Annotated in this window: 22 protein-coding genes; 10 read left to right on the forward strand and 12 right to left on the reverse strand. The window is 42.7% G+C overall.

All coding sequences use genetic code 11. From position 1 onward, the window contains the following. Positions 1–46: 46 nt before the first annotated feature. Positions 47–2,287 carry an FUSC family protein gene (locus tag ZOBGAL_RS18070; protein ID WP_013995166.1) on the forward strand — a complete coding sequence of 747 codons (2,241 nt, stop codon included), beginning with the start codon at positions 47–49 and terminating at the stop codon, positions 2,285–2,287. A gap of 122 nt (positions 2,288–2,409) precedes the next feature. Beyond that, positions 2,410–2,844: an Hsp20/alpha crystallin family protein gene (locus tag ZOBGAL_RS18075; protein WP_013995167.1), complete on the forward strand. Its 435-nt coding sequence runs from the start codon at positions 2,410–2,412 to the stop codon at positions 2,842–2,844. A gap of 84 nt (positions 2,845–2,928) precedes the next feature. Here ZOBGAL_RS18075 and ZOBGAL_RS23615 read toward each other — a convergent pair whose 3' ends face one another. Next, complete coding sequence (locus ZOBGAL_RS23615) at positions 2,929–3,072, reverse strand: hypothetical protein (RefSeq protein ID WP_158499749.1); 144 nt, start codon at positions 3,070–3,072, stop codon at positions 2,929–2,931. Between the two features lie 85 nt (positions 3,073–3,157). Between ZOBGAL_RS23615 and ZOBGAL_RS18080 the strand changes: the two genes are divergently transcribed. From ZOBGAL_RS18080 to ZOBGAL_RS18100, 5 genes are all read left to right on the forward strand, one after another. Beyond that, positions 3,158–3,748, forward strand: a complete 591-nt coding sequence (locus tag ZOBGAL_RS18080) for a DUF6134 family protein (protein ID WP_013995169.1) — start codon at positions 3,158–3,160, stop codon at positions 3,746–3,748. A 51-nt stretch (positions 3,749–3,799) separates the two neighbouring features. Continuing rightward, positions 3,800–5,236: a cardiolipin synthase gene (gene cls / locus ZOBGAL_RS18085; RefSeq protein WP_013995170.1), complete on the forward strand. Its 1,437-nt coding sequence runs from the start codon at positions 3,800–3,802 to the stop codon at positions 5,234–5,236. Between the two features lie 71 nt (positions 5,237–5,307). Then, positions 5,308–6,084, forward strand: coding sequence for a patatin-like phospholipase family protein (locus ZOBGAL_RS18090; RefSeq protein ID WP_013995171.1), 777 nt, complete (start codon positions 5,308–5,310; stop codon positions 6,082–6,084). Positions 6,085–6,324: 240 nt separating this feature from the next. Beyond that, positions 6,325–9,603 carry a PAS domain S-box protein gene (locus tag ZOBGAL_RS22895; protein WP_013995172.1) on the forward strand — a complete coding sequence of 1,093 codons (3,279 nt, stop codon included), beginning with the start codon at positions 6,325–6,327 and terminating at the stop codon, positions 9,601–9,603. Continuing rightward, a complete protein-coding gene (locus tag ZOBGAL_RS18100; RefSeq protein ID WP_013995173.1) occupies positions 9,581–10,648 on the forward strand; it encodes a response regulator in 1,068 nt (355 codons plus the stop codon). Before ZOBGAL_RS22895 ends, ZOBGAL_RS18100 begins: the two co-directional genes overlap by 23 nt. Before the next feature lie 19 nt (positions 10,649–10,667). On the opposite strand, the gene ZOBGAL_RS18105 is transcribed toward ZOBGAL_RS18100, so the two are convergent. The 3 genes from ZOBGAL_RS18105 to ZOBGAL_RS18115 are packed head-to-tail and all read right to left on the reverse strand — an operon-like array spanning position 10,668 to position 11,581. Continuing rightward, complete coding sequence (locus ZOBGAL_RS18105) at positions 10,668–10,898, reverse strand: DUF6327 family protein (RefSeq protein ID WP_013995174.1); 231 nt, start codon at positions 10,896–10,898, stop codon at positions 10,668–10,670. After that, positions 10,895–11,245 (reverse strand): hypothetical protein, encoded by a 351-nt coding sequence (locus ZOBGAL_RS18110; RefSeq protein WP_013995175.1) that lies wholly within the window; start codon positions 11,243–11,245, stop codon positions 10,895–10,897. The genes ZOBGAL_RS18105 and ZOBGAL_RS18110 overlap by 4 nt, the downstream gene beginning before the upstream one ends. A 6-nt stretch (positions 11,246–11,251) precedes the next feature. Beyond that, positions 11,252–11,581: a YtxH domain-containing protein gene (locus ZOBGAL_RS18115; RefSeq protein WP_013995176.1), complete on the reverse strand. Its 330-nt coding sequence runs from the start codon at positions 11,579–11,581 to the stop codon at positions 11,252–11,254. A 161-nt stretch (positions 11,582–11,742) separates the two neighbouring features. Here ZOBGAL_RS18115 and ZOBGAL_RS18120 point away from each other — a divergent pair, with 161 nt between their 5' ends. The 3 genes from ZOBGAL_RS18120 to ZOBGAL_RS18130 all read left to right on the forward strand — a co-directional run bounded on the left by ZOBGAL_RS18120 (position 11,743) and on the right by ZOBGAL_RS18130 (position 13,602). Then, complete coding sequence (locus tag ZOBGAL_RS18120; RefSeq protein WP_013995177.1) at positions 11,743–12,246, forward strand: hypothetical protein; 504 nt, start codon at positions 11,743–11,745, stop codon at positions 12,244–12,246. A 91-nt stretch (positions 12,247–12,337) separates the two neighbouring features. Further along, entirely contained in the window at positions 12,338–13,108 is a 771-nt protein-coding gene (locus ZOBGAL_RS18125; protein WP_013995178.1) for an RNA polymerase sigma factor, read from the forward strand. 86 nt (positions 13,109–13,194) lie between these two features. Continuing rightward, positions 13,195–13,602 (forward strand): hypothetical protein, encoded by a 408-nt coding sequence (locus ZOBGAL_RS18130; protein WP_013995179.1) that lies wholly within the window; start codon positions 13,195–13,197, stop codon positions 13,600–13,602. 214 nt (positions 13,603–13,816) lie between these two features. Here ZOBGAL_RS18130 and ZOBGAL_RS18135 read toward each other — a convergent pair whose 3' ends face one another. The 8 genes from ZOBGAL_RS18135 to ftsH form a co-directional block, all read right to left on the reverse strand. Beyond that, positions 13,817–15,016, reverse strand: a complete 1,200-nt coding sequence (locus ZOBGAL_RS18135; protein WP_013995180.1) for an ABC transporter permease — start codon at positions 15,014–15,016, stop codon at positions 13,817–13,819. Further along, entirely contained in the window at positions 15,013–16,200 is a 1,188-nt protein-coding gene (locus ZOBGAL_RS18140; RefSeq protein ID WP_013995181.1) for an ABC transporter permease, read from the reverse strand. The genes ZOBGAL_RS18135 and ZOBGAL_RS18140 overlap by 4 nt, the downstream gene beginning before the upstream one ends. A gap of 4 nt (positions 16,201–16,204) precedes the next feature. After that, positions 16,205–17,179 (reverse strand): HlyD family secretion protein, encoded by a 975-nt coding sequence (locus ZOBGAL_RS18145; protein WP_013995182.1) that lies wholly within the window; start codon positions 17,177–17,179, stop codon positions 16,205–16,207. 7 nt (positions 17,180–17,186) lie between these two features. Continuing rightward, the gene (locus ZOBGAL_RS22900) at positions 17,187–18,665 is read right to left on the reverse strand and encodes a TolC family protein (RefSeq protein WP_013995183.1); all 1,479 of its coding nucleotides are present in this window, start codon (positions 18,663–18,665) and stop codon (positions 17,187–17,189) included. A 100-nt stretch (positions 18,666–18,765) separates the two neighbouring features. Continuing rightward, entirely contained in the window at positions 18,766–20,037 is a 1,272-nt protein-coding gene (locus ZOBGAL_RS18155; RefSeq protein ID WP_013995184.1) for an MgtC/SapB family protein, read from the reverse strand. Positions 20,038–20,066: 29 nt separating this feature from the next. Further along, entirely contained in the window at positions 20,067–21,749 is a 1,683-nt protein-coding gene (locus ZOBGAL_RS18160; protein WP_013995185.1) for an ABC1 kinase family protein, read from the reverse strand. 14 nt (positions 21,750–21,763) lie between these two features. Further along, positions 21,764–22,150, reverse strand: a complete 387-nt coding sequence (locus ZOBGAL_RS18165; RefSeq protein WP_013995186.1) for a hypothetical protein — start codon at positions 22,148–22,150, stop codon at positions 21,764–21,766. A gap of 176 nt (positions 22,151–22,326) precedes the next feature. After that, positions 22,327–24,324, reverse strand: a complete 1,998-nt coding sequence (ftsH, locus tag ZOBGAL_RS18170) for an ATP-dependent zinc metalloprotease FtsH (protein WP_013995187.1) — start codon at positions 24,322–24,324, stop codon at positions 22,327–22,329.

The raw sequence follows: 24,324 nt of genomic DNA on the forward strand, positions 1-24,324 counted from the left end.
AGCTATCGCAGTTGATGTGAAGCCCTGTTTATAGCTTATCTTTGCCATGGTAAAGGGCCGTTTCAGTATGTTGAACAATACCATCGCAGTAAACTTTAGGGAACTCTTACAGTTTTTGAAAAGCACCGATTTTTCAAAGGCCATATTGGTGGCGGTTGCCGTTACCGTCCCTATTTTATTGGGATTGTATTTCGATCGGCTCGAAATTGGACTGGCACTTTGTTTTGGGGCTTTTTGGAGCTCGCCCAGTGATGTCAGTGGTAGTTATAGGCATAAAAAGATCGGTATTCTTTGCTCTGCCGCATTGGTGGTCGTGGTTACCTTTATTGGGGGCTATCTCGATTTGAACCTGTTTGTCTTGATTCCCGTTTTGGGGCTGCTGACCTTTACCATAGCCTACCTCTCCGTTTTTGGCTTTCGGGCTTCATTGATCAGTTTTTCGGGGCTTTTGGCCTTGGTATTGAGTTTTGCCCATGAACTTCAAAATCTGGAGGTATATCAGTATGCGCTCTTTGTCGGCTTGGGCGGTCTGTGGTATTTGTTTTTGGCCGTCGTTTGGCACCGTATCAACCCCACAGGGGAAGTTGAAGAGGTGTTTACGGAAACTTATCTTTTGACGGCAAAATTCCTGCATATCCGGGGGCGTTTGATCGAATCAAATACCAAGCGAGATGACTTACTTTCCGAATTACAGAAAATACAGGTTCAGCTCACCGAGAACCACGATAGCTTACGGGAGATGCTTATCGTCTCGCGAAAAAGTTCCGGACAATCCATGTACAACGGAAAACGGTTATTGGTACTTACCCAGTTGGTCGAGATGCTAGAAACGGCCATTTCCAACCCCGTCAACTATGCGAAGATGGATGATATTTTTTCAAGGCATCGAGGATACATGGAAATGTTTCAAAGGCTTATGTTCCGAATTTCCGACCAATTGGAAAAAATCGGCCATGCCGGTAGTGATAGGAGGAAGTTGCCGAACAATAGGGAGTTGAAAGAGTGTGTTGGGAGAATCAAGGAAGAGATTACCAAATTAAGGTCCATACCGAAGAACGAAAACTTGGAAGGCTTTTTAATGCTTCAAAACCTTTTTGAATATCAGGAGAAGCAGGTGGAAATGCTGAGAAAGATCAAATGGCTGCTCGATGACCCCAAACCCGAGGAACTAGAGTTGATCGACGAAGAATATGCCCGTAAATTTGTAGCCTTGCCCGATTATGACCCCAAGGTACTTGTTCAGAACTTTAGTTTTGCCTCGTCTATATTCAAGCATGCTTTGCGCTTGGCGGTCACCGTAATGATCGGTTACGGGGTGGGTACGATTTTTGAGTTTCAGAACCCGTATTGGATCTTGTTGACCATCATCATTATCCTTAGGCCAAGTTACGGCCTTACCAAGGCCCGTTCAAAAGACAGGATCATAGGAACCCTTATCGGAGGGGCCATTGCATTTGTTATAGTTTCCCTTGTACAGAATACCTATGTTTTTGCCGTGTTGGGCATAGCCTCCTTGGTAGCTGCATTTTCTATGCTACAGCGGAATTATAAAACGGCGGCTACCTTTATCACCTTGAGCGTGATATTCATTTACGGTATTTTAAGGCCCGATATTTTGACCGTCATCCAATTTCGGATCCTCGATACGGTAGTGGGCGCGGCATTGTCGTTTTTGGCCACCTTATGGCTTTGGCCTACATGGGGCTTTCTGAACATCGCTAAGAATTTTGAGGACTCTTTGCGGGCCCACAAGAACTTTTTAATTGAAATAGGCCGTTTTTACAGTGCGAAGGAAAAATTGCTTGCCCCGCTTCGCGTTACCCGAAAGAAAGCTTTTGTAGAAACCTCTAACCTGAGTTCTGCCTTTCAACAAATGGTCCAAGAACCTAGGTCAAAGCAAAGGAATATAGACGAGGTGTATGAGTTTGTGGCGCTTAGCCATGCTTTTTTAGCCTCCTTGGCCTCTTTAAGCTCTTACATACAGAACCACAACACTACGGAAGCTTCCGAAGGTTTTAAATCGGCCATAGCCCAAATAGGGGAGAATATGGATCGGGCCATGCATAGCTTGGCCCATGAAGGTGAAAATACTGATTTTTCAATCAAAAACCTTGAACGCTCTTTTGAGGACAATCGTTCTAGGTTCGATACGATTGCCTGGGATTTTGAAAATGCCGTAAAGACCGGTAAGGTGAGAAATTTGCAGGAAGCCTATCTCATACTCGAACAGTTGCGTTGGCTCTTTTCCCTTAGTGGTAAAATGTTGAAATTGAGTTCGAAGATCTAGTTTTTCAAATACTTCTTTATTTTTTTTGTTAAAATCCTACATCCTGACCTAGGTCATTCTTTTGGTTGTGCTTCCATTATACTTTAGCCGTACGTTAATTGTTTAACTAAAAAGTTGATATTATGTCACTAATTAAATTTAACAAAAGACCCTGGGGAAATCTTGTAAGTAATGATTTTTTCAACAACGACGATTTTTTTAATGGAGGTTCTTGGTTGGGAAAACTAGAAGAGCCGGCCATGAATGTTAAGGAAAACGAAGATAATTTTGAAATTGAACTTGCGGCACCTGGTTATGACAAGAAAGATTTCAATGTGAGTATCGATAATGGGTGCCTGAACATTTCAGCGGAAAATTCCAATGTCAAAAAAGAAGAGGAAGATAACTATAGCCGTAAGGAGTTTAGTTATACCTCTTTTCAAAAATCACTCCGATTGCCTGAAAGCGTAGCCGACGATAAAATAAAGGCGAGCTATAAAGATGGCCTTCTCAAATTCAAAATTGCCAAAAAAGAAGAAGCCAAAAAACACAGTCCGAAAACTGTAGAGATATCATAAGAAACACTAATCGTTAGAACAGCCTTCTTATCAAAACCTGTATGCGTCCATGTAGGTAGGTTAGATATGAGGGCTTTCTTTTTGTTATAATTCTTCTTCTTCTTCTTCTTCTTCTTCTTCTTCTTCTTCTTCTTCTTCTTCTTCTTGGGTTTGACGATAAACCCTCTGACCTGCCATATGTAAGGCGCCATTAACCTTTGCTCGGCGTTTGGTCCAAAAAAACTTCACTTTCTTTTATGATATTGGTCAGGGAGAGACCGTATTTAATTACGGTAATTTGTACAAATACAAATACCCTACTATATTTAACATTATGGTCAAATACGTAATCGGACTTATTTTTTGCATTGGTCTTATGGGCGATAGCCTTGTTCCCGATACGGTATTGCAATACGATATCCTAATGAAAAACAAGCTTATAGGGAGTTTAGAAGTAAGCCGAAAGACCGTGGGCACCGTAACTACTTATCAGAGTTTTACCAGCATCAAAACCAAGCTATTGACACCGATAGCGGTAGACTATAAGTATGATGTAAGCTTTGACAATGACCACCTTCAAAAGGCCAATGTCAATATTTTGGTCAACAATAGGCCCCACGCCGAGACAAGTACTTTGTGGAAAAATGATCAATATCGTATCCTAAAGAACAAAAAGGAAAGTAACTTGAAAGATTCTATCGACTATACCACTATATTGCTGTACTTTAAGGAGCCAAAGCATATCGATTATTGCTATTCGGAACAAGATGGTACTATGAATACCATAGTGGCCCTAGGAAACCATAGCTACAAGAAAATCAATGCGAATGGCAAGGAAAACTTATACTTTTATAAAAAAGGTATTTTGCATCATGCTACTATTGATGGAGGTGTGGTTAATTTTGAAATGCGCATCAGTGAGTAGGTCTTCAGGAAAAGATGATTTGTTTGCATTGGATAAAATAACATTTGGAATATGACCATCGCACTTATCGTTTACTTTTCGTTGGCCCTGTTCTTGGTAGGCAGGTTACTGCTCTATGGTATACGCCCCACAAAGACCCTTGCTTGGCTTTTGGCCATCTTTACCATACCGGTCGGCGGTATGTTGTTTTACTTCGTTCTGGGGCGTAACAGAAGAAAAAACAAGTTTTACCGCCTTAAAAAGACCGAAGAGATATCGGCATACCTAAAAACGGTCGAGGCCTATTGTGATGACATAGATCGAAATAATGGGGTGAACGTGCCCGAACCGATAAAAGGCCACATCAAATTGGTAAAGCTCATAGCCAAAAACTCCAGCTTTTTACCTAGTTTAGGTAATGAGCTGACTCCCCTAAAGGATGGACCGGCAACCTTTGACGCCATTTTTCAGGCTATGGAAGGTGCCCAAAAGTTTATACATGTTCAATACTATATTTTTGAGGAAGGTGAACTGGCCGATCGATTTCTGGCCCTTTGGCAACGAAAAATAAAGGAAGGGGTTGAAATCCGTTTTCTATACGACGGTTTGGGAAGCAATACCTTAAGTAAGGCCTATGTCAACCAACTCAAGGAATCAGGGGTAGAAGTATTTAGTTTTTTGCCCATTCGGTTCAAAAGGCTGCTCTCGTCCATTAATTACCGAAACCATAGGAAGATTGTGGTGGTTGATGGGCATACCGCCTTTACGGGCGGTGTTAACGTATCGGACAAGTACATTAACGGTGACCCGGTGTTGGGTACTTGGCACGATATGCATTTGCGACTTAGGGGGCCTATAGTCAATAGCCTTCAGGCGGTATTTGCCATGGACTGGAGTTTTGCCAGTGGCAAGGACGATATGCTGACATTGTCGTATTTTTCGAACATACCCAAGATTGGAAAATCTATTGTACAGACCGTTTCGAGCGGCCCTGATTCCGATTTTCCGTCGGTGCATCAACTGTATTTTTCATTGATCAACAGCGCCAAAAAGTACATCTACATCGTAAACCCCTATATTATTCCGGGGGAAGCCCTTATGGAAGCTTTACAGGTAGCCGCTTTGGGCGGGGTCGATGTCAGGATCTTGCTTTCATCCAACTCCGATAGTTTTTTGGTCAGATGGGGCGTACGCTCGTATTTTGAAAACTTTTTGGAAGCCGGGGTTAGAATTTACCAATATCCTGACGGTTTCTTGCACAGTAAACTCATGTTTACCGACGATGAACTGACGACCATAGGTACCGCCAACCTCGATGTGAGGAGTTTTGAACAAAATTACGAGGTCAATGTTTTGGCCTATGATAAAGAACTGACAAAGCAGCTAAAACGTGATTTTTTAAATGATTGCAAAATTAGCCAAGAAATAAATTATAAGGAATTTACACGGCGACCCAAGTCCGAGCGTTTTAAAGAGGGACTCGCCAAAGTATTTAGTCCCGTCTTGTAATATGACCTATGATTTGGATCATATTTAGATAGAGGTATAGTTCGTAAATTTCCACAATTAGCGCAAAACAAATGAATATAGGTCTTGTACTTTCAGGAGGAGGAATTAGGGGAGTGGCGCATATTGGCGCTATAAAGGCTTTAGAGGAGCACGGGATATTCCCGACACATATATCGGGTACCAGTGCCGGAGCCATTGTGGGAGCACTCTATGCGGGAGGTGTCGGTTGGGCCGAAATATTACATTTTTTTAAAACCATCCCCCTATTTCGTACACAGAAGTATGCCCGTAGCAAACCGGGCTTTTTAGATACGGAGAAGTACTATGATAATTTCAAGGAATTTTTTCCCAAGGACGATTTTAGTGTATTAAAGAAACCGCTCTACGTAACGGGTACCGACATCATAAAGGGTACGCTCAAAATATTCCATAAGGGGCAACTCATTCGACCAGTATTGGCCTCGGCTTCCTTTCCGGGAATGTTTACCCCTACAAAAATAGGTGACGCTTATTATATTGACGGGGGGGTTCTCAATAATTTCCCCATTGAACCGCTAAAGAATAAGTGCGATAAAATTATCGGGGTCTATGTCAATCCACTGAAAAAAATAAGAATGGAAGATCTAAAACATTCTTATACTGTCGTGGAGCGGGCCTATAAATTGAAGTCCGCTTCCGAATCCATGCTAAAATTCGCGGAATTTGACATGATTATCTCCCCTGAAGGTCTTTCCGCTTTCGGCACCTTCGATATGAACAGTATCGATGCCATATTTGAATTGGGCTATCGGGCCGCTAAAAAAAATCTTGAAGAAAACGACGTAGCATTGCAGTTTACGGTTGAATAGTATAGCAAATAGTGTCGGTTAAAGTAGAAATCATGACAAAGGTCATGTTTCTATAAGGAAGACCATTATATATTTGTTAAAATCATACATGGACGCTTTTTTCCTCTATAGTATTCGGAGCGTACTACGCCCCACTATTCGGAGTCGGTCTAGGTATGCATATTTATAGGCCCAATTTTGCAACGTGGCCCCGCCTTTTTTGTAATTTAGTTTGAAAATAAGGCTTCTAGACTGTACCCAATGGTAGAAAAACTAAAAGACAATGACCTTTTCAAAGGAATATTTGAATCTTCGGTAGAAGGTATTATTGTGGTGGACTATAAGGGGCGCATTTTCAGGGCCAACCCTTCAGTAGAAAAAATGTTCGGCTACGGACCGGGTGAATTGGCCCATAAAACGGTAGAAGACCTTGTGCCGGGCCAATATGGAAAATCCCATCAAAACCATAGAAAGAACTTTGCCAAAAAACCTACGTCCCGACCTATGGGAAAAGGAGGGAATCTATGGGCCCTGAGAAAAGACGGCTCACAGTTTCCTGTGGAAATCAGTTTGAGTCCGACCCAAATCAACGATGAAAACGTTGTGGTTGCCTTTGTCATAGATATAACCGATCGTTTATTGGCCGAAAAAAAGGCCGCCGTCAGTGCCGAGAAAATGAACGAGGCACAAAGTTTGGCCCATATCGGTAGCTGGGTATGGAACCTGAGGACCAATGAAAGAAACTGGTCGGATGAATTTTATAGAATATGCGGCCTGCCTCCTGGTGATAAGCGGTTAAATGTTGATACGGTCCTACAATTCATTCATCCAGACGACCGTCAAGCTACCATAGACGACATTGCATACGCCATTGAAAACAAAACTTCCTATTCCAACAATAAAAGAATGGTCAGAACCGATGGTAGCATACGATATATCACGGCAAGGGGTAAGGCCTCATATGACAATGAGGGCAAGCCCTTGGAATGGTTCGGCACCATACAAGACGTCACGGAACAAAAGGCAACCGAACAGCAACTCGAAGAAAACCTGACCAAGAACAAAGCTTTGCTAGAGGCTTTGCCCGATATGATGTTTATATTGGATTATGAAGGGGAATTTCTTGACTACTATGTACCCGAACCCGAAAAATTGTTCGCTCCGGCGTCTAGTATAATAGGGGGGCATATAAAAGAACTCTTGCCGCCCCATATTTGCCAGGCGATTCGCGATGGAATCGATAAAACTATTAAAACTAACGAAATACAATTTGTAGAGTACAATTTTGACGGGGAGAAGGGAAGGCAATTTTACGAAGGCCGTATTGTCCCTATGGACAAAAACCGCCTTCTGACCATTATCCGTGATATTACGAACGAAAGGGCCATAGAGAATATTCTATATGTGCGCAATCAGGCTCTGGCGGCAACGGCCAACGGGATTATTATTTGTGATGCCCGAGAGCCCGACCATCCTATTATATATGCCAATGAGGCCTTTTGTAAGACCACGGGATATGATGAGGACGATTTTATGGGGAAGAATTGTCGTTTCTTACAGCGTGAGGACAAGGATCAGTTCGAGATCAAATTAATGTCCGAGGCTATTAGAAATGGAGAGGATTGCCGTGTGGTGTTGCGTAATTATAGAAAAGATGGTTCCTTGTTTTGGAACGAGGTGAGTATTACGCCCATATACAATGAAGAAAAGGTGTTGACCCATTTTGTTGGGGTACATAACGATGTTACGGCCCATAAGGTAGAGGAGTTTTTTAAGATCGGGCAATCCCATGTTATGGATATGATCATTCAACATGAACCATTGGAACACATTGCCTATAAAATTGTAGAGACCATTGAAACCGCCATTCCCAATTGCCATGGGTCAATTCTGTTATTGGATAAGGAAACGGGCAGTTTAAGGCAATTGGCGGCACCAAACGTGCCGAAAAGCTTTACGGATGCCATTGAGGGAATGCAAATAGGAGCAGAAAACGGGTCTTGTGGTGCAGCGGCCTATTTAAAAAAAGAAATCATTGTTTCCGATACCTCTAGTGATCCGCTTTGGAGCGCATTTAGGGAATTGGCCGAGGAAGCCAACCTTAAGGCGTGTTGGTCCTTCCCTATATTTTCGTCCAACCAAGAATTGCTGGGCACCTTTGCCATTTACTTCAATGTTTCGAGAATACCGCTCGATACCGAAAAGGAAATCATATATAATATCACCCAGGCCACAAGTGTGGCCATTGAGCAGCACAATATCAGCGCAGCGCTACGGAAGAGTAGGGAAGAACTGGCCGTCTATGCCGAAGCACTGGAAAACAAGGTGGCCGAACGTACCGTTGAATTAAAGGATATGGTGCGGAAGTTGGTGGAGTCGAATATGAATCTCGAAGATCAAATTCAGATTACCAAGACCGCCGAAAACAGTGCTATTGCCAGTCAAGAGTTGTTGGTTACCATTTTTAGAAATTTTCCCAAGGGCTTTGTAGGGGTGGTCGATATGCATTTACGTGTAGTGTTCATAGAGGGCGAAGATCTCGATACACTCAATTTCAGGAAGGCTATACAAGTGGGGGATACCATTGACGAGTTAAACAATGTTCCTGCCGAACTAAAGAAAAAAGTGAAGCAAAACGTACTAAAGACCTTAAAAGGCGAACATCGCTCCTTTGAGGCGAAAGTACAAGGCAAATCGTATTTGGTCAATACCACCCCTTTGTTCAATGAGGAGCAAGAGGTGGTTCAGGCCTTGATCGTCTATAATAACATTTCCGACCAAAAACGGGTAGAGGTCGAGATTCGCAATACGCTGCAAAAGGAAAAGGAACTCAACGAGTTGAAATCTAGATTCATTTCAATGGCTTCCCATGAGTTCAGAACTCCCTTAAGTGCCATTCTATCGGCAACCAACCTTATTGAAAGGCGAAATGGCGACGGTCAGGAAGAAAAGCGAACAAAGTATATTCAAACCATAAAGGGCAGTGTGAAAAATTTGGTAGACATACTGAACGATTTCCTATCTTTAAGTAAATTGGAAGAGGGCAAGGTAGTGGCCCAGCCCATCTTGTTCGATTTTGTTGAATTTATAGAGGTATTGGTAGAAGAGGTCCAAGGTGTGAAAAAGAACGGACAGACCATAGATGTCATTAACAGCCGTTCGCGTATAGAAGTAGGGCTTGACACCAAATTACTAAGACATATTGTACATAATTTATTGTCTAACGCCATAAAGTATTCTGAAGAGCACAAGCCTATTACGTTAAAAATCGATACCAAGGACGATAAGCTTTTTATTGAGGTTGCGGATCGGGGTATCGGAATACCGGCAGAGGATCAAGATTACCTGTTCCAGCGTTTTTATCGGGCAAAAAATGCCACCAATTTTCAAGGTACAGGGTTAGGTTTGAACATTGTAAGGCAATACACGCTTTTAATGAACGGAACTATCAGCTTTCGGAGCCAACTTGGCCAAGGCACCACTTTTATCGTAGAACTCCCCTTAAATCTTTTGACAAATGAAAAAAATACTGCTTATTGAAGACAATTACGATGTACGTGAAATGACCGCGGAAATTCTGGAACTTGAAAATTACCGGGTAGCCACCGCCGAAAACGGCAAAATCGGTATTGAAAAGGCGAGGTCTTTCGCCCCCGACCTAATTCTTTGCGATATAATGATGCCCGAAATGGATGGTTATGGCGTTTTTGAACAACTGAGCCAAGACCAAAAAACGGCCTGTATCCCCTTTATCTTTTTAACGGCCAAATCGGAAAAATCCGATTTGCGGAAGGGAATGGCCATGGGGGCCGACGATTACTTGACCAAACCTTTTGAGGCCATAGATTTGATCGAAGCCATAGAGGCACGGCTCAGGAAGAATTCCTTTTTGCGCAAAGAATTTTCAAGAAATGTACAAGGCATCAATGATTTTATAAAGGAGGCTTCAAAATATCAAAACCTAAAAGATCTTTCGGCTGACCGTAGCTTGACCCAGTATAGGCCTAAAGAAGAGATTTTTTCGGAAGGGAGCATGGCCCATAATCTCTACTTTATACAAAGTGGGGAGGTTAAAACGTACAAGCACAATGAAAACGGTAAAGAGTATGTGACCGGCATGTTCAGTGCGGGCGATTTTATAGGGCAACTTTGTGTCTTGGGAAGTTCGGGTATGTATACGGAAACGGCCGTGGCCCTTAGTCACTGTGAAATATGTAGTATTCCCAAGAAAGATTTCACCCAACTGTTGTTCAACAATAAAGAGGTATCGCATAAGTTTATCGGTATGATCTCGAACAATGTTCTTCATATGCAAAACCAATTGATGGGCATGGCCTTCGATTCGGTACGTAAAAGGGCCGCTACCGCTTTGTTGGAACTGTACGATAAAGGGCTTATCAAAGATGATGATATGGGTATCAGTATCTCTAGGGAAGATTTTGCGGGCTTGATCGGTACGGCGACGGAGACGGCCATACGGGTACTATCGAGTTTTAAGGATAAAGGGTTGATCCAATTGGGCGAATCGCGTAGAATTATACTCTCGGATAAAAAACAATTGCAACAGGTGGCCGACTTTGGCTAGTTGACCTGCTAGGTTAAGGCTATGACTTCCGCCCTAGGCGACGTAGCCATTCAAGTCCCTTGCTCAGGGCAAAATCGATTAACGACCGTTTAATGTCAAAGCTTGCGGTTTGTATCATTTGCCTTGGCTCGAGGTGGTCTTTTGTGATTTTTAGGTCAAGTTTCAAGCTTTCCTTCGCAATTTCACGTTGGAGTCGTAAAATTTTCAGATCATGGTCTATTTCCGAAAACGAACTATATTTTTTTGTCATGGCCGGTCGAAATAATGTTTTGAGAATTTTTGTAGCAATGGCCGCTGCAATACACTTCTGAAGAAATAAAAGATAAGGGCCACAACTATATAAAAAGCGCCCACGATCAAAAAGCCCGAATAGAAACTTCCCATAGCCTCATTAAGGGCGAGGGAGATACCCAAGGATACCATGGACAAGGCTAAAAATAGTACAGCCCCTATGATTAAAGATTGGGCCAGGGTCGTAATGGAGCCCATGAGTACTTTAAAGAATTTGAGCTTGTAATATTCTTCGCTGGTTTCAAGATAAGACCTCATATCCGCATCTACGTCAATGAGGTCTTTTTTTAATGTTTCAAATGCCATATCGCACTATTTGTGTAGTTGGGCGTTTTTCTTCTTAAGGTCTTCCAGTTTACGTTCTAAAGTAGATATGATATCATCGGCCTTGTAACTCATATTGCTAATGGTCTCATCTAGTTTTTGTTCGAACTCTTCTTTCTTTTCGTTGGCCGTTTTGGTCAGTTCGTCTTTGGCATGTGCCATTCGTTCCGTTAGGTCGTGTTTGGCATCCAAAGCCTTGTCTTTGATTTTATGTCTTGTTTCAACTCCTTTGTCGGGGGCATAAAGTATTCCGATACCCGCACCGATTGCTGCTCCTGTCAATAGAGCAAGAAGAATGTTTCCACTATCGTTTGCCATGATTTTTGTTTTTAATTAGTATGAATTGTGAATGGTAAAGTTAGTCAGGTAAAATTTTTGACCATATGACCTAGGTCAGGCATATAGAAAATATCTACTTGTACTTTAGCGAAGGAGAATGCTCCGAGTTTATGACCATGCGGTCTCTAATTTAAAAGAATATGCACGTCCCGAAAACAGAACAAAAACAGGTTTTTCTAAAACCGTACGACCAAATTTCAGATTTGGAAAAGGCCTTAAAAGTGGTCGGTCAGATGGATTTTGATAAAATTGTAATATCGGTAATCGGTAATCTACAAGATGATTATACGGACAATTCCAAAGAATTGACGTTCAAAGAAACGCAATTACGACATTTTTTTAAGGAACTTCTAGGTGAAGATACCGCCTTCAACACCTTCTATAACCCCGAATTAGGGCGTTTGTTCGTTGCAGGTTTCTTGGTCTCGACCTTTCTTGACCCTGTGGGCAACCGCGCGATAGGGGTGCTTTCCGGAGGACCTTATGGTATATTAAGGGGATTGGGAGTGAGCGAGGAACAAGCCTTGGCATGTGTTGAAAAGTTAAGTGAAGGTGCAACTCTGTTCGTGGCTAGGGGCCATCGTTTCGATCTTGAAAAATTGGAATTGAAATTGGACACTTCGGTCGATATGGACAAACCCTAATACGCTTTATATGATGCGACTGACCTAGGTCATAGTTTTCTAGCACATATAGCCGCAATTTTATGATGTATTCTAATCAAAAACACATAGCATGGACACTCTTGAATATTATGAAAATAAAAAAGAATTTAACGTATTCGTAGCGAGTACCTTTTCTGACCTTACCCGCTTCAAAGAACAGAACGACCAAACCTCCTTCAATAAGCTGCTGCTAAAAGACCTGTATCAGGTAAAGCGCTACATTGGCAAAAGGTTGGCCGCGGCCCTGAGCAAGGGAAATCTTCCGAAGGGAAAGTACAAAGTAGATGATTTTGTAGATCAGCTATTTATAGAGGCTTATACGAACTTTTTTGAGGTGGACAGCGAAGAACAGCTACATCCATGGTTGTTCAAAAAAGCCGATGAGCTTTTGGAAGAGACGATTGTAGATGAGGAGTTTGACGACTACTTTCTGAAGAATATCGATGATTATTCCCGACCTGAATGGGATGCCATGGAGGAAAAGTTCAGTACCGATGGTGATGGTGATTTTGTCATGATCGACGAACTCGATGATATATCTTATGCTAAGAACGACTACGTATTGAACCATGTCTTTATAGAAGACCATAATAAAGAGTTGATAGCGCAATTAGATAAGGAATTGGGACGGGAAAATATTAGGAGGCATACCACCATGGTACTGCACAATCTTCCACTGCCCATGCGTACGGTATTTGAACTGGCCACGGAATTTCATTTCTCGGTAGATGAAATCGCCATGATCAGAAACCAAAGCTTGGAAGAAGTGAAGCAACTTTTGGAAAATGCCAGAAAGACCCTTGAAGTCAGTTTCTTTAATAGATATGAAGTTAAGAAATAAGTAGGCCGTCAACAATTGATATATGTTTAAGACCACCATGAGTTCATTGGTGCCATAAATATTAAAACTTTTAAAAGCATAGGAGTATGAAAACACAAACACTGAATCCAAAAACCGAATTACTTTTAGGGGCAAGTTTAGAGGTGCTTCATTTTGAGAGTAGGGAATGGTTGAGCAATATAGCCTTTTATAAAGATGAGGCCCGTTTTTTTGCCGATTTGATAGAGAAGGGAAAGACCGAAGATGCCGCACAAACGGCATACAACCAAATTCTTGAAAATTTGGATGCGGTACATTCCGAATTGTTCGATTATTTGTCCGATGATATCGAAGAGCACGAAAGGTTGCTCTCTCGCTTGGAAATGGGAGAAAGCGGTCTGGCCGATGCGGATTACAGGGAGAAGCACCGTCAACTCAAAAAACGAATGGAAACCTTTACGGATAACTTTCGTGAGTTTAAAAAGATGGTTTTCGGTTATGTGAAAAATCTTTAAGTTTCTAAGCTTACGGGTATAACGTTGTGGGGATGGGGTATCCGTAAGCAAAAGAAACACGTTTTATTTCAATAGTTTAGGGGTTTTTAGCCCCTAGTAAAACAGCTCTTGGTTTCAGTCATTGAAACTAAGGGCTGTTTTTATATAATAAGCAGATGGATCCTTGATCGGTTCGGCCGAAGATGTGTAAAAAGAAGGGGGTGGCAACAAAATTTCAATCGCTCGATAGGGGAACCGGCCTATTGTCCGCTAGTTTTGGCTCTCCTTTTTGTAGGTAACGAAACCTGAAAAACGCGGCCACATACCCCACAAGCAATAAAATTAAAAGGTGGATGACCTCGTTGAGGTAAAAATGACTGTCGACCCCCATGATGGCAAGTTTTTTTAGCAAGACGAAAAAAGGTCTTAGGGGAATAAGGTTTGATATAAATTGAACGAACAATGGCATCTCATTTATAGACCAGGTTACCCCCGTAATTAAAAATACGGGATAAGAGGTAAAAGCAATGACCTCCATAGCCCCAGTTTCCGTATTAAAGAAAGAGGCAAAGAACCATCCGTATAAGAGGGTGGCCAAAAGAAAAATGATGGAGCCTCCCATGAGGGCAAGGAAGTTTCCGTGGATGGGTAAATCAAAAAAAGGAAACACTACCAAAAGCACAAAGAAACTATAAGCTAGGAACAAGAGAAGGTAGATTCCGGTTTTTCCTGATATATAATTGATAAAGTTGTTGTTGCTATCCTTAAAACCAACTTTCATGAGTCCTTTTTCACGATCCGATGCCACGCTTTCCGACAGACCTATGAGTAGGGTTTGATGCAGTATGAGAAACAGTACGAAGGGCAATAAAAAATCGCCGTAATTATTGGTAGGGTTGTAGACCGAATTGACTTGCGCCCTTACAGGATCGGCATTACTGCTGGCCAACTGTGGTAGGATCGTCTTTGATTCAAAGAATTTTTCCCGAGACTCTAGGGCGTAGTCCAAGGAGACCAAATTAACGGCTTTGTTGATGTCGTTAGAGGGTAAAAAACGGGTGTTGTTCAATACGAGTCCGATAGGGGCGGTTTCTTTTCTTTTTAGTTTTTTTTCAAAGCCGTACGGGATATAGACATAGCCTTGCACATCAAAGGCGGAAATACCCATATGGGCTTCCGGTAGACTGTAATACGCATGGTTCAAGTCTACTTTTTGGGTCGCATTGAGCTTATTTAAAAATGTTCTGCTACTTTTTGTATGGTCCATATCGACCACACCGACGCTTACTTTTTCTTCGTCTTTTTTGATGTAAGTGGTCCCTATCATAAAAAGATATAGAAAGGGGGCAACGAAAAGAACAAGGAGAATGCTTTTGTCGTTAACTACTAAAAGCGCTTCCTTTTGTATGAGTTTCCAGATGATTTTTAAGTTCATATCGCCTCTATTTTTTTTACGGGAAAAATGAGCTTTCCATTCAAGGTCAATCCTCCTAAAATCAATATAAATCCAGCCAAGAGAAATACCAGCAACTTCCCTATTTCGGGCCATATAAAATGAACCGGAGTATCTAACTGGTAAATCTTAAGGAAGCCGGTCAGAAAATGGGTAAAGGGAATGATATCGGCATAAGCTCGGTTGATCCAAGGCATGGCCCATATGGGAAAGGTAAACCCACTAAAGACAAATGCCGGCGAATTATAGAAGATGGCAAGGTCAAGTGCTATAAGCTCATTTTTAAACAGTAAGGAGAGTCCAAACCCCAAAAAGATATTTACCGTAATCAGAAGAAAGAGTAGGGCCATTAGGCCACCTATGTTTCCATAAACCGGTATTCCGAAAACGGGAAACAATACGGCCAGAACCATTCCACATAAACTAAGGCCATAGACCAGAAACGCTAAGTATTTTCCAAAGAGCATAGAAAGAAAGTTTCCTTTTGAAGCCGTAACCAGTCCTTGAAAAGTGTTGTTTTTCCATTCGTTATTAAAGGCCCTAGAGGCAGCAATGAATACGATCATTTGCAATAGTACGATGCTTAGCCCCGGAATTAAGTAGTAACTATAATTGTATTGGGGATTTCCCAGAACCCGGGAGTTTACCTGAATGGGGAGAACGGTTCCCGATATTTTACTTGGGTCTATGCCCAAGGGTGCCATTCGCTTGATGGCAACGGAAGCACTTAGCAACTGGCTTATCTGAACCGCTGATCGGTATACCAGGTTTCCAAAGACAATGTTGGTAGAGTTGCTGTATATTTTTACTTGTACCGGTATTTTTTTTAATACGTTTTTGTAAAAATCCTTAGGAATGTAAAATACCGCCTCGACATCATTTTTTACAAAGGCCCTTTCAATGTCTTCATCAGAGGAAATGTAATGGGTAATCTTAAAAGTGGGCGAGGCCTCTAAAAACCTGATATAGGTACGGCTCATAGAACTGTTGTCGTTATCGTAAACAGCAATGGGCAATTCTCTTAGCGCTCCCTTATAGTATATGGCGCCAAGTATAAAAAATGCCAAAAGCGGCACGATAATAAATAGGTTCCGAACGGATTTTTGCTGTGCCAGTCGCAGCAATTCCCGCTTAAAAACACGATATATACCCCAGTTGCCTAACATAATATTATTTGTGAAAGTGTATGGACATGCCCGGTCTTAGTTCCAATATACGGTCTTGGGGCTTTAAGTGAATTTCAAAAGTTTTTAGGTCATATTCGCCCTTTGCCTTTACCGGAACCCAAGTGGCAAAATCGGCCATGGGAGCAATGTAACTGACTTTAAAATCTATTTCTTCATTGCTAAGTCCTGGCACTGTGGCCTTATAGACTTGGCCCATTTTAAAATCGGACAGGTCGTCTTCCCTTACATTGACGATCGCATAGACCTTTTCGGGAATTTGTATGGTCACGATAGGATATCCGGCCGCCATGACTTCTCCTTCTTCCGCAATCTGATTACTGATAATTCCTCCGGCAGGGGCTACGATTTGTAGCTCGTCATAAAATGCCTCAACTTCGTTATATGCGCTTTTAGCACTTTCATAACTGCCGTAGGCCGCACTTATATCTTCTTTTCTCGCTCCTTTTTTGGCCATGTCCCAAACCGATTTGGCCGCATTCATCTGCTCTTTGGCCGCATCGTACTTGAATTGGAGTTCATCCATTTCCTGTTTTGAGATGATATTATCGGCATAAAGGGCTTGGTACCGCTTATAGGTTTTTTCGGCAAAATCAAATTGACTTTTAGCCATTTGATATTGGTTTTGAAGCGCATTTATCTCTTCTTGTCGCGCTCCGTATTCCGCTTTGTTGAAAAGGGATTTGGCAGCTTTGACCATGCCTTGGGCCTGGCCCTTCTTAGCGTTCAATATATCGGGTTCCAACTTGGCCAGTACATCTCCCTTTTCTACGGTGCTTCCTTTTTCTACCAATAGGTTGAGTACCCTCCCGGAAATCACAGAGGACACATTTATTTCTGTGGTTTCCAACATGCCGGAATAGATGGTTTCTTCCTTGCTGTTCGCCTTAATGAAAAAGAAGGCAATGGCAAAGACGATGATCAGTATAGGTAGGGCCAAGGTTATATATGCTTTTTTCATGATGTGCCTATTTATTGATAAACGGTATTATTTTTTCGGGTTCTCCTATGGCGGTATAGAGATTGGCAATCGCTTGGTAGTACCCATTGAGGGCTACCAATTGCTCTATTTTGGATTGCTTGTACAACAGCGATGCATCGATTACATCTATGGATTTTCCCAGACCTTCTTCAAACCTTCTGGTGTTGATCCGTAAATTCTCTTTCGCCAATTCTACCGTAGCTGTTAGGCTGTTGTATAGTTTTTGCTGGTTACGTGCGGTAACGTAGTTGGATTGTACCAATAAATGAATTTGCTTAAAGGCATAATCCTTGGCATTTTTGACTTCTTTTTCCAAGTGTTTGCTTGATTTCAATTGGTTGATGTCCTTAAACCCGTTAAAGAGATTGATTTGGGCCTGAACGCCGACCATAAATTGGGGAGGGACTACAGGCAGTTCATCGCGGAACATATTGTACGTACCAAAAGCCGCTATGTTGGGCATAAACTTCGATTTTTCCAAAGCCAGTGCCTGTTTGGCCATTTCCTCTTTTTGGTCTATTAAGCCTAAAACAGGTTGTTTTGCATAGGCCGTGGTCAACAGCTCGTTGAAATCGAGATAGAGTTCTTTGTAAGAAATGCTATCCATTACCTTAAAGGGAATCGTATCCGCCAAGTTCATGGTAGTACGTAAGGCCATGGTGGCCAATTCTTCTTTGTTCAGGTCGTTGTTCAAATCCTTTTGGGCATCGGCTACCGCTACTTGGGCCCTTAGCAATACGTGTTTAGGGAGAATTTCCAGTTGGACCGAACGCTCTGCCTGCTCTTTATGCTTGAGCATTGCGTCATAAACCTCCTGTCGGGTCTTGACCACCTGTTGTAATAGCACTACGTTTAGATAGCGTTCGATAAGTTCGTTCGCGATTTCATCCTTTACCTGTTTTAGTTCAATATCGGCCGAACGCAACTCCGCCTTGGCGTATCTCTTGGCGGCAATGATTTTTCCACCGGTAAATAAGGGTTGTGTCGCCGTTAATGCCGCTGTAGGGAATTGCCGGTTGTCTATTTCCATATTCGGGTAGGGTGGGAATTGGCCCAATACACTTACCAATGTACTATAGGCACTTTCTGTGCTTAGCCCTGACAAACCTATTTGCTCGCCGTAAGCGGCTACAAATGCCGCACCGTATTTCCCCCCCAGATCATCTAGGGAAGTGGAAATCTGAGAGGTGTTGACCTGAATGTTTTCGTTGAGATAAGTATAACCGCCCAAGAGGTTCAAGGAAGGGAGAAAGTTGCCTTTGGCCGCTTTGTCGTTGTAGACTTTCTGCTGTACACGCTCGTTATATTGCTTGATTTTTTCATTGTTGGCATAACTGAGTTCCAATGCTTCTGAAATACTTATTTCTTGCTCTTGCGCCTGTATATATGACGAGAGCATTATCAACAGCAGGAGCGTCATATTGGTGAATGACGCTTTACACCTTTTTCTAACCCGATCTTTCATCTGTATATAAGAGTTTAACCTTATCAGGTGCAAAGGTGCCCTGTCTCGATACCAATTGGAATGACCTAAATCATACCAATGGAATAATTGGGATATTTTGTTAAATGTTGTGGGAAAGAATATAGATTACGCTGACAAGAATGATGGCCCCAAAAGTATAGGCAACAAGTTTTCCGGTAGTTTTTGAGCCTTTGAGGATGCTGATTCCCAGTTTGACCAGCATGTTGCTTAAAACAGCGGCAATGATTACCAAAGAAGCCAAATTTAGCTTATCGGTATCGAGTGAAAATTTCGCCATGCTAATGGTAATGGCATCGGTATCGGCCAAGCCTGAAATAAGGGCAGAATAATACAATCCGCTTTCGCCAAAGAATTTATTACTATAGAAAACAGCGAATAGGATGACCACATAAATGGCGCCAAAACCAATGGCGTTCAGTATATTGAGCGGGTTGCCCAATTTAATGTTGGTATCGGGTTTTTTGGTGTCCCTTTGGATGAGTACTAAGGATACGACCAGGCAGATCAAGGTCAACAAGGTAAATGGAAGTGCCAAATAGGTCAAAAGGGCGCTGTTGAAGATATATACCAAAAAAGCCAATCTAGGAAACATAATGGCCGACGCAATAATGATTCCGGCAGCGTATTTTTTTGAGAGTTCGGGTGATTCTTCACTACGGGAGGCGTAACTCCATGCAACGGCAGTACTCGATATTAGACCGCCAAGGATGGCCGTTAGCAATATGCCCCTTTTAGAACCTACATATTTCACCAAAAAATAACCTATAAAGTTTAAAAAGGATACGATTACTACTATAGAACCGATTTCAAACGGATTCAATAAGCCATTTGATCCGTAGCTTTTGTTAGGTAGGGAGGGCAATATCAAAAGGGCAATAATGGAAAACTTGATAAAGGCAAAAAGCTCTTCGGAAGTGATGTTGCTGATTACCGTTCGAAACCTTGTTTTTAGGGAAAGTAGCGTTACGAGAATCACCGATGTGGCCACTGCGTCCCTATAGTATTCCGCCGATACCATGACCCCTAAGATAAAAGTGGCGATCAAGGCTAGATTGGTAGTCAGGCCCTTGCTATATTCTTCTTGTTTTTGATAAATATGGTTGAAAGCCAAGAACAATATAAAGGAGGCAAGGCCGACGATCAATAGCCAAACCGTAAATTTGTCGCTCAGGTTTTCTAGGGTGAAGCCCAGTATGGCGACAATGGGAAAGGTACGGATGCCCGCAAAACCTTGATCCTTCAATTTGTTATACTCCCGTTCCAAGCCGATGATAAGGCCTATTCCCATACTGATGAGTACGCCGAGAATATAGCTGTCCATAAATTCGTTTATACCTTCAAAAGTCACCATAGGCTTTTAGATTAGTGGTCGTAGAACATTTAGAATTGATCGTTCCTGAATATGGATATCACAATATAAAACCCCAATAGGGCCGAAAGAACAAAGCCCATGGCTCCCAACAAGGGAATGCCGTTGATCAAGGGAGGCATTTGTGCCATGACCAGAATAGACGACCCGATGGAAAGGGCGGCTATAATGACGGCAAAGACCAAACGGTTCACCGATTTGCTGGTTGCGGTCTGGAATTCTTTTAAGCCCTTATGTTCATGCACCACCACTAATTTACCATCTTTTATCTTTTTTAAAATGGAGTTGATATCATCGGGTAGGGTGTCTATGAGCTCATTAAGGTCTTGAAAGCGGCTTAGGTTCTTTTTAAAGAGCCTTTTTAGGTTAAACCTTCTGCCGATGATTTTCGCGGTATAGGGTTCTAGATTATCGGAAATGTTGAATGCGGGATCTAGCTTTCGGCCTACGCCCTCTATGATGATAAGTCCCCTTATCAACATGTAGAGATAGTGGGGCAAGACAATTTTGTTTTCGTACAGTACGGTTTTGAACTGGGTGAGGGTGCTTCCTATCTTTACGTTCTGTAGGGCGGTATCGCTGACCCCTGATACCAATTCATATATATCTTGCTCGAGCTTCTTTTGATCGGGAATATCGGTTTTTACGGCAATTTTCTCAAGGAGGATTCTAATTTTTTTGACGTCCTTCCTCAAGAAATACAGGAGTAGGTCTCCTAGGACTTCCTTGTCGTTCGGCATGATGCTACCCATCATACCAAAATCTAAAAAGGAGATTTGTCCGCTTGTAGGAAGCACAAAAATGTTTCCCGGATGTGGGTCGGCATGAAAGAATCCGTGCTCAAGAATTTGGGCCAGGTAGAGGTCGACCCCAACTTTGGCTACGGCCGAAGGGTCTATATTTGCGGCTTTGAGCCTATCGATTTCAGAGACTTTGATACCGTCGAGAAATTCCATGCAGATAAGGCTGTCGGTACAAAAGTGGCGATAGATTACGGGTACATGAATCAGCTCATTGTCCTCAAAATTCCTCGCGAACCTTTCTGTGTTTTCTATTTCCCGTAAAAATTGAAGCTCCTCGTGAATACTTTGTTCAAAGGAAGCGACGATACGTACGGGTTGTAAGGCTTGTGCATGGGTACTGTATTTTTCAAGGGCTCGGGCTAGCTGCTTCATGATCAGCAGATCACTTTCTATGATTTCCTTTATAAGGGGGCGCTGAATCTTAAAGACCACTTCTTCGCCGGTCAACAATTGTGCCCGGTGCACCTGGGCCAAAGATGCAGCGGCCAAGGGCTCGGGATCCACCGAGAGAAAATGGTCGGGGAGGGAAATGTTTAGTTCTTCTTCAAGTACCTTTTGTACATCAAAGTTTTTTAATTGGGGCGCATGGTCTTGTAATTTTTCAAGCTCCTTAATGAGTTCAGGAGGAAGCATGTCTTCCCGATTGCTAAAGATCTGGCCTAGCTTGACATAGCTGGGCCCCAGTTCTTCGAGCACCATACGAATACGTTCGTAAGTAGAAAATGAAAGGTTTTTTTCGGTATCGGGGTGTTGGTTTAAGTAGGTTTTAGGGATAGCCTTTATAATACCGCTATTTGCCAAAACGTCCTCAAAACCATATTTGGCGAGGACGTTGAACAGTGTGGCGTACCTTTTTATTTCCTGTTGCTTCGGGAGTTTGAATGCTGCCATATGCTATGGATGTATTACATATACTTCGTTAGAAAACGGAAGAACTCTTTTTTAAGGTCGGCGTAAATCTGTCTTTGGGTTTCCATTTTCTCGCGAAACTGTATGTGGTTCTTGACCATGGTGACATCCATCGACTCATGGTTATTGTCTCTTTGCTTTGAAATATTCATTTCGTGTTCCGCTATGGTTTCCTGCAAATCTTCAATAACACCTGAGTGTAAGATAAATTCATTTTGAAAATGTTCTAGTTGTGCGAGTACTTCCTTATCGGTCCAACGGTTTACCAACTCCTTCAATCGGTTGTTAAAAGATTTTAGTTCATCTTTCCAAAAGGCCAGCTCAGATTTCCATTGTTGGTGTTCAAAATGTAAGTCGGAATTGTAAATTGTTGCTGTTTTCATAATCGCTCTATAAATTAGGTTCGTAAGAATTTCACTTTGAATAAATGCTATGACCAAAGGTGTAATTATCTGGGCACAATTGGTATGACGAAAGTCATACTTTCGACTTTTATCCAGACAAGCTATATTTGAAGCTTCGGTCTATCGGAAATCAAAGGTCGATGACACGGTTGGCCTTAGGGCTTATGTGTGTTTAGAAGCGACAATGGGCTGTCGTCATGGGTGCTGTTATCCTTGGTTTTATTTTCTATCCTTTTTCCCAAAAGTTTTTCCAGATCGTCTTTTTCCACAACCTCTTGCTTGAGTAGAAGCTGCGCCAGGTTTTCCAGTTCGTTTCGGTGCCTCAACAATAACGTCTTGGTTTTCTCATAAGCTGTTTGGATCAGGGCTTGCGCCTCATTGTCTATCAGTTCGGCCATAGCTTCGCTGTAAGGTTTGCCTAGCAGTTGATTGTTTTGACCCGAGGAGTCATAAAAACTCATAGGCCCAATCTTTTTGTCAAGTCCGTAATAAGAAACCATGGCATAGGCCTGCTTGGTGACCTTTTCCAGGTCGTCTAGGGCGCCGGATGAGATTTCATCAAATACAATTTCCTCTGCCGCCCGCCCGCCTAAGGAGGCGCACATCTGATCGATGAACTGTGCCTTGGTAACAATTTGTCTTTCTTCGGGGAGGTACCAGGTAGAACCTAATGATTTGCCCCTCGGTATGATTGACACTTTTACCAAAGAATCAACATGCTTTAGATACCAGCTTACTACGGCATGACCGGCTTCATGATAGGCTACGGTTTCTTTTTCTTTTGGGGATATGATTTTACTTTTTCGTTCCATTCCGCCTACGATACGGTCCCTTGCCTCGAGAAAATCGTGGTAGTGTACCGTTTTTTTCTTTTTCCGGGCGGCAATAAGGGCTGCCTCGTTACAGATATTGGCAATGTCGGCTCCTGAAAATCCGGGACTTAATTCGGCCAAGCTTACCACATCTACATCTTTGGCCAGTTTGAGTGGGCGAAGGTGGACCTTGAATATTTCCATGCGCTCCTCCTTGGTGGGGAGTTCGAGATAAATATGGCGGTCGAACCTTCCGGGGCGCAAGAGGGCTTTGTCCAGTACGTCGGGGCGGTTGGTAGCTGCCAAGACAATGACCCCGGTATTGGGGCCGAACCCGTCCAATTCGGTCAGGAGTTGGTTCAGGGTGTTTTCGCGTTCGTCGTTAGACTGAAATCCGCCGCCTTTACCACGTGAGCGACCCACGGCATCTATTTCGTCGATAAAAATAATGCTCGGGGTCTTTTCCTTCGCCCTTTTGAAGAGGTCGCGAACCCGAGAGGCTCCAACGCCTACGAACATTTCAACGAACTCGGAACCGGACATGGAAAAGAAAGGTACTTGGGCCTCTCCCGCCACGGCTTTGGCTATCAGTGTTTTTCCCGTTCCCGGTGGGCCGACGAGCATAACTCCCTTGGGAATTTTAGCGCCTAATTCGGTATAGGTTTCAGGGTGTTTGAGAAAATCTACGACCTCCATAACCTCGGCCTTTGCTTCCTTGAGGCCGGCTACGTCATTAAAGGTGACGGTGCTCTTGGTTCCCTTTTCCACCAGTTTTGCCGTAGACTTTCCTATGTTGAGCATTGAACCACCCATAGGACCTCCGCTTCCCATGCGCTTGAGTATAAAGAACCAGAATAGGATCAATAGGGCTATGGGAAAAATCCATGATAATAGGCTTATCCAGCTTGTCCTGTTTTGGTATTGAATGTCGATTTTGTCCTCAGGCGAAAAATCGGCTTGTGCCGTCTGTAGCTTACTCTCGAAATTCTCGACCGAGCCGATGGTTATGCGGTATTTCGCACTTTCAACGGAGCTGAACCAACTAGGGGCTTGACCTGTGGAGCTTGGGTCTTTAACGGCTTGGTTTTTGGTAAAGATCTCTGCGAACTCCCTGTTGACCACGGTGATTTTAGAAACCTTCTGCTGCGTTAAAAGCGAATCTTGAAGAAAGGTCCAACTGATTTCCTTAGCTCCTGAAATAGGGTTGGAGAAAAAGGTAAATGCCATTAAAAAGATAAAAAGTAGCAAGTAGACCCAATAGTATCCTAGTCCGCCTGAAGGCGGGTTTGGTTTTGGGGCTTTCTTCCCCTTGGGGGTATTTGTGTTCGATTGCTGTTTCAT

Source organism: Zobellia galactanivorans (genome assembly GCF_000973105.1).
Lineage (GTDB): Bacteria > Bacteroidota > Bacteroidia > Flavobacteriales > Flavobacteriaceae > Zobellia > Zobellia galactanivorans.

Excerpts from the sequence above, each read along its gene's own strand:
- ZOBGAL_RS18080 (WP_013995169.1), top strand. The coding sequence starts at position 3,158 with ATGGTCAAATACGTAATCGGACTTATTTTTTGCATTGGTCTTATGGGC.
- ZOBGAL_RS18140 (WP_013995181.1), bottom strand. The coding sequence starts at position 16,200 with ATGTTAGGCAACTGGGGTATATATCGTGTTTTTAAGCGGGAATTGCTG.
- ZOBGAL_RS18130 (WP_013995179.1), top strand. The coding sequence starts at position 13,195 with ATGAAAACACAAACACTGAATCCAAAAACCGAATTACTTTTAGGGGCA.
- ZOBGAL_RS22895 (WP_013995172.1), top strand. The coding sequence starts at position 6,325 with ATGGTAGAAAAACTAAAAGACAATGACCTTTTCAAAGGAATATTTGAA.
- ftsH (WP_013995187.1), bottom strand. The coding sequence starts at position 24,324 with ATGAAACAGCAATCGAACACAAATACCCCCAAGGGGAAGAAAGCCCCA.
- ZOBGAL_RS18090 (WP_013995171.1), top strand. The coding sequence starts at position 5,308 with ATGAATATAGGTCTTGTACTTTCAGGAGGAGGAATTAGGGGAGTGGCG.
- ZOBGAL_RS18100 (WP_013995173.1), top strand. The coding sequence starts at position 9,581 with ATGAAAAAAATACTGCTTATTGAAGACAATTACGATGTACGTGAAATG.
- ZOBGAL_RS18155 (WP_013995184.1), bottom strand. The coding sequence starts at position 20,037 with ATGGTGACTTTTGAAGGTATAAACGAATTTATGGACAGCTATATTCTC.
- ZOBGAL_RS18135 (WP_013995180.1), bottom strand. The coding sequence starts at position 15,016 with ATGAACTTAAAAATCATCTGGAAACTCATACAAAAGGAAGCGCTTTTA.
- ZOBGAL_RS18110 (WP_013995175.1), bottom strand. The coding sequence starts at position 11,245 with ATGGCATTTGAAACATTAAAAAAAGACCTCATTGACGTAGATGCGGAT.
- cls (WP_013995170.1), top strand. The coding sequence starts at position 3,800 with ATGACCATCGCACTTATCGTTTACTTTTCGTTGGCCCTGTTCTTGGTA.
- ZOBGAL_RS18160 (WP_013995185.1), bottom strand. The coding sequence starts at position 21,749 with ATGGCAGCATTCAAACTCCCGAAGCAACAGGAAATAAAAAGGTACGCC.
- ZOBGAL_RS22900 (WP_013995183.1), bottom strand. The coding sequence starts at position 18,665 with ATGAAAGATCGGGTTAGAAAAAGGTGTAAAGCGTCATTCACCAATATG.
- ZOBGAL_RS18075 (WP_013995167.1), top strand. The coding sequence starts at position 2,410 with ATGTCACTAATTAAATTTAACAAAAGACCCTGGGGAAATCTTGTAAGT.
- ZOBGAL_RS18070 (WP_013995166.1), top strand. The coding sequence starts at position 47 with ATGGTAAAGGGCCGTTTCAGTATGTTGAACAATACCATCGCAGTAAAC.
- ZOBGAL_RS18145 (WP_013995182.1), bottom strand. The coding sequence starts at position 17,179 with ATGAAAAAAGCATATATAACCTTGGCCCTACCTATACTGATCATCGTC.
- ZOBGAL_RS18125 (WP_013995178.1), top strand. The coding sequence starts at position 12,338 with ATGGACACTCTTGAATATTATGAAAATAAAAAAGAATTTAACGTATTC.
- ZOBGAL_RS18120 (WP_013995177.1), top strand. The coding sequence starts at position 11,743 with ATGCACGTCCCGAAAACAGAACAAAAACAGGTTTTTCTAAAACCGTAC.
- ZOBGAL_RS18115 (WP_013995176.1), bottom strand. The coding sequence starts at position 11,581 with ATGGCAAACGATAGTGGAAACATTCTTCTTGCTCTATTGACAGGAGCA.
- ZOBGAL_RS18165 (WP_013995186.1), bottom strand. The coding sequence starts at position 22,150 with ATGAAAACAGCAACAATTTACAATTCCGACTTACATTTTGAACACCAA.
- ZOBGAL_RS18105 (WP_013995174.1), bottom strand. The coding sequence starts at position 10,898 with ATGACAAAAAAATATAGTTCGTTTTCGGAAATAGACCATGATCTGAAA.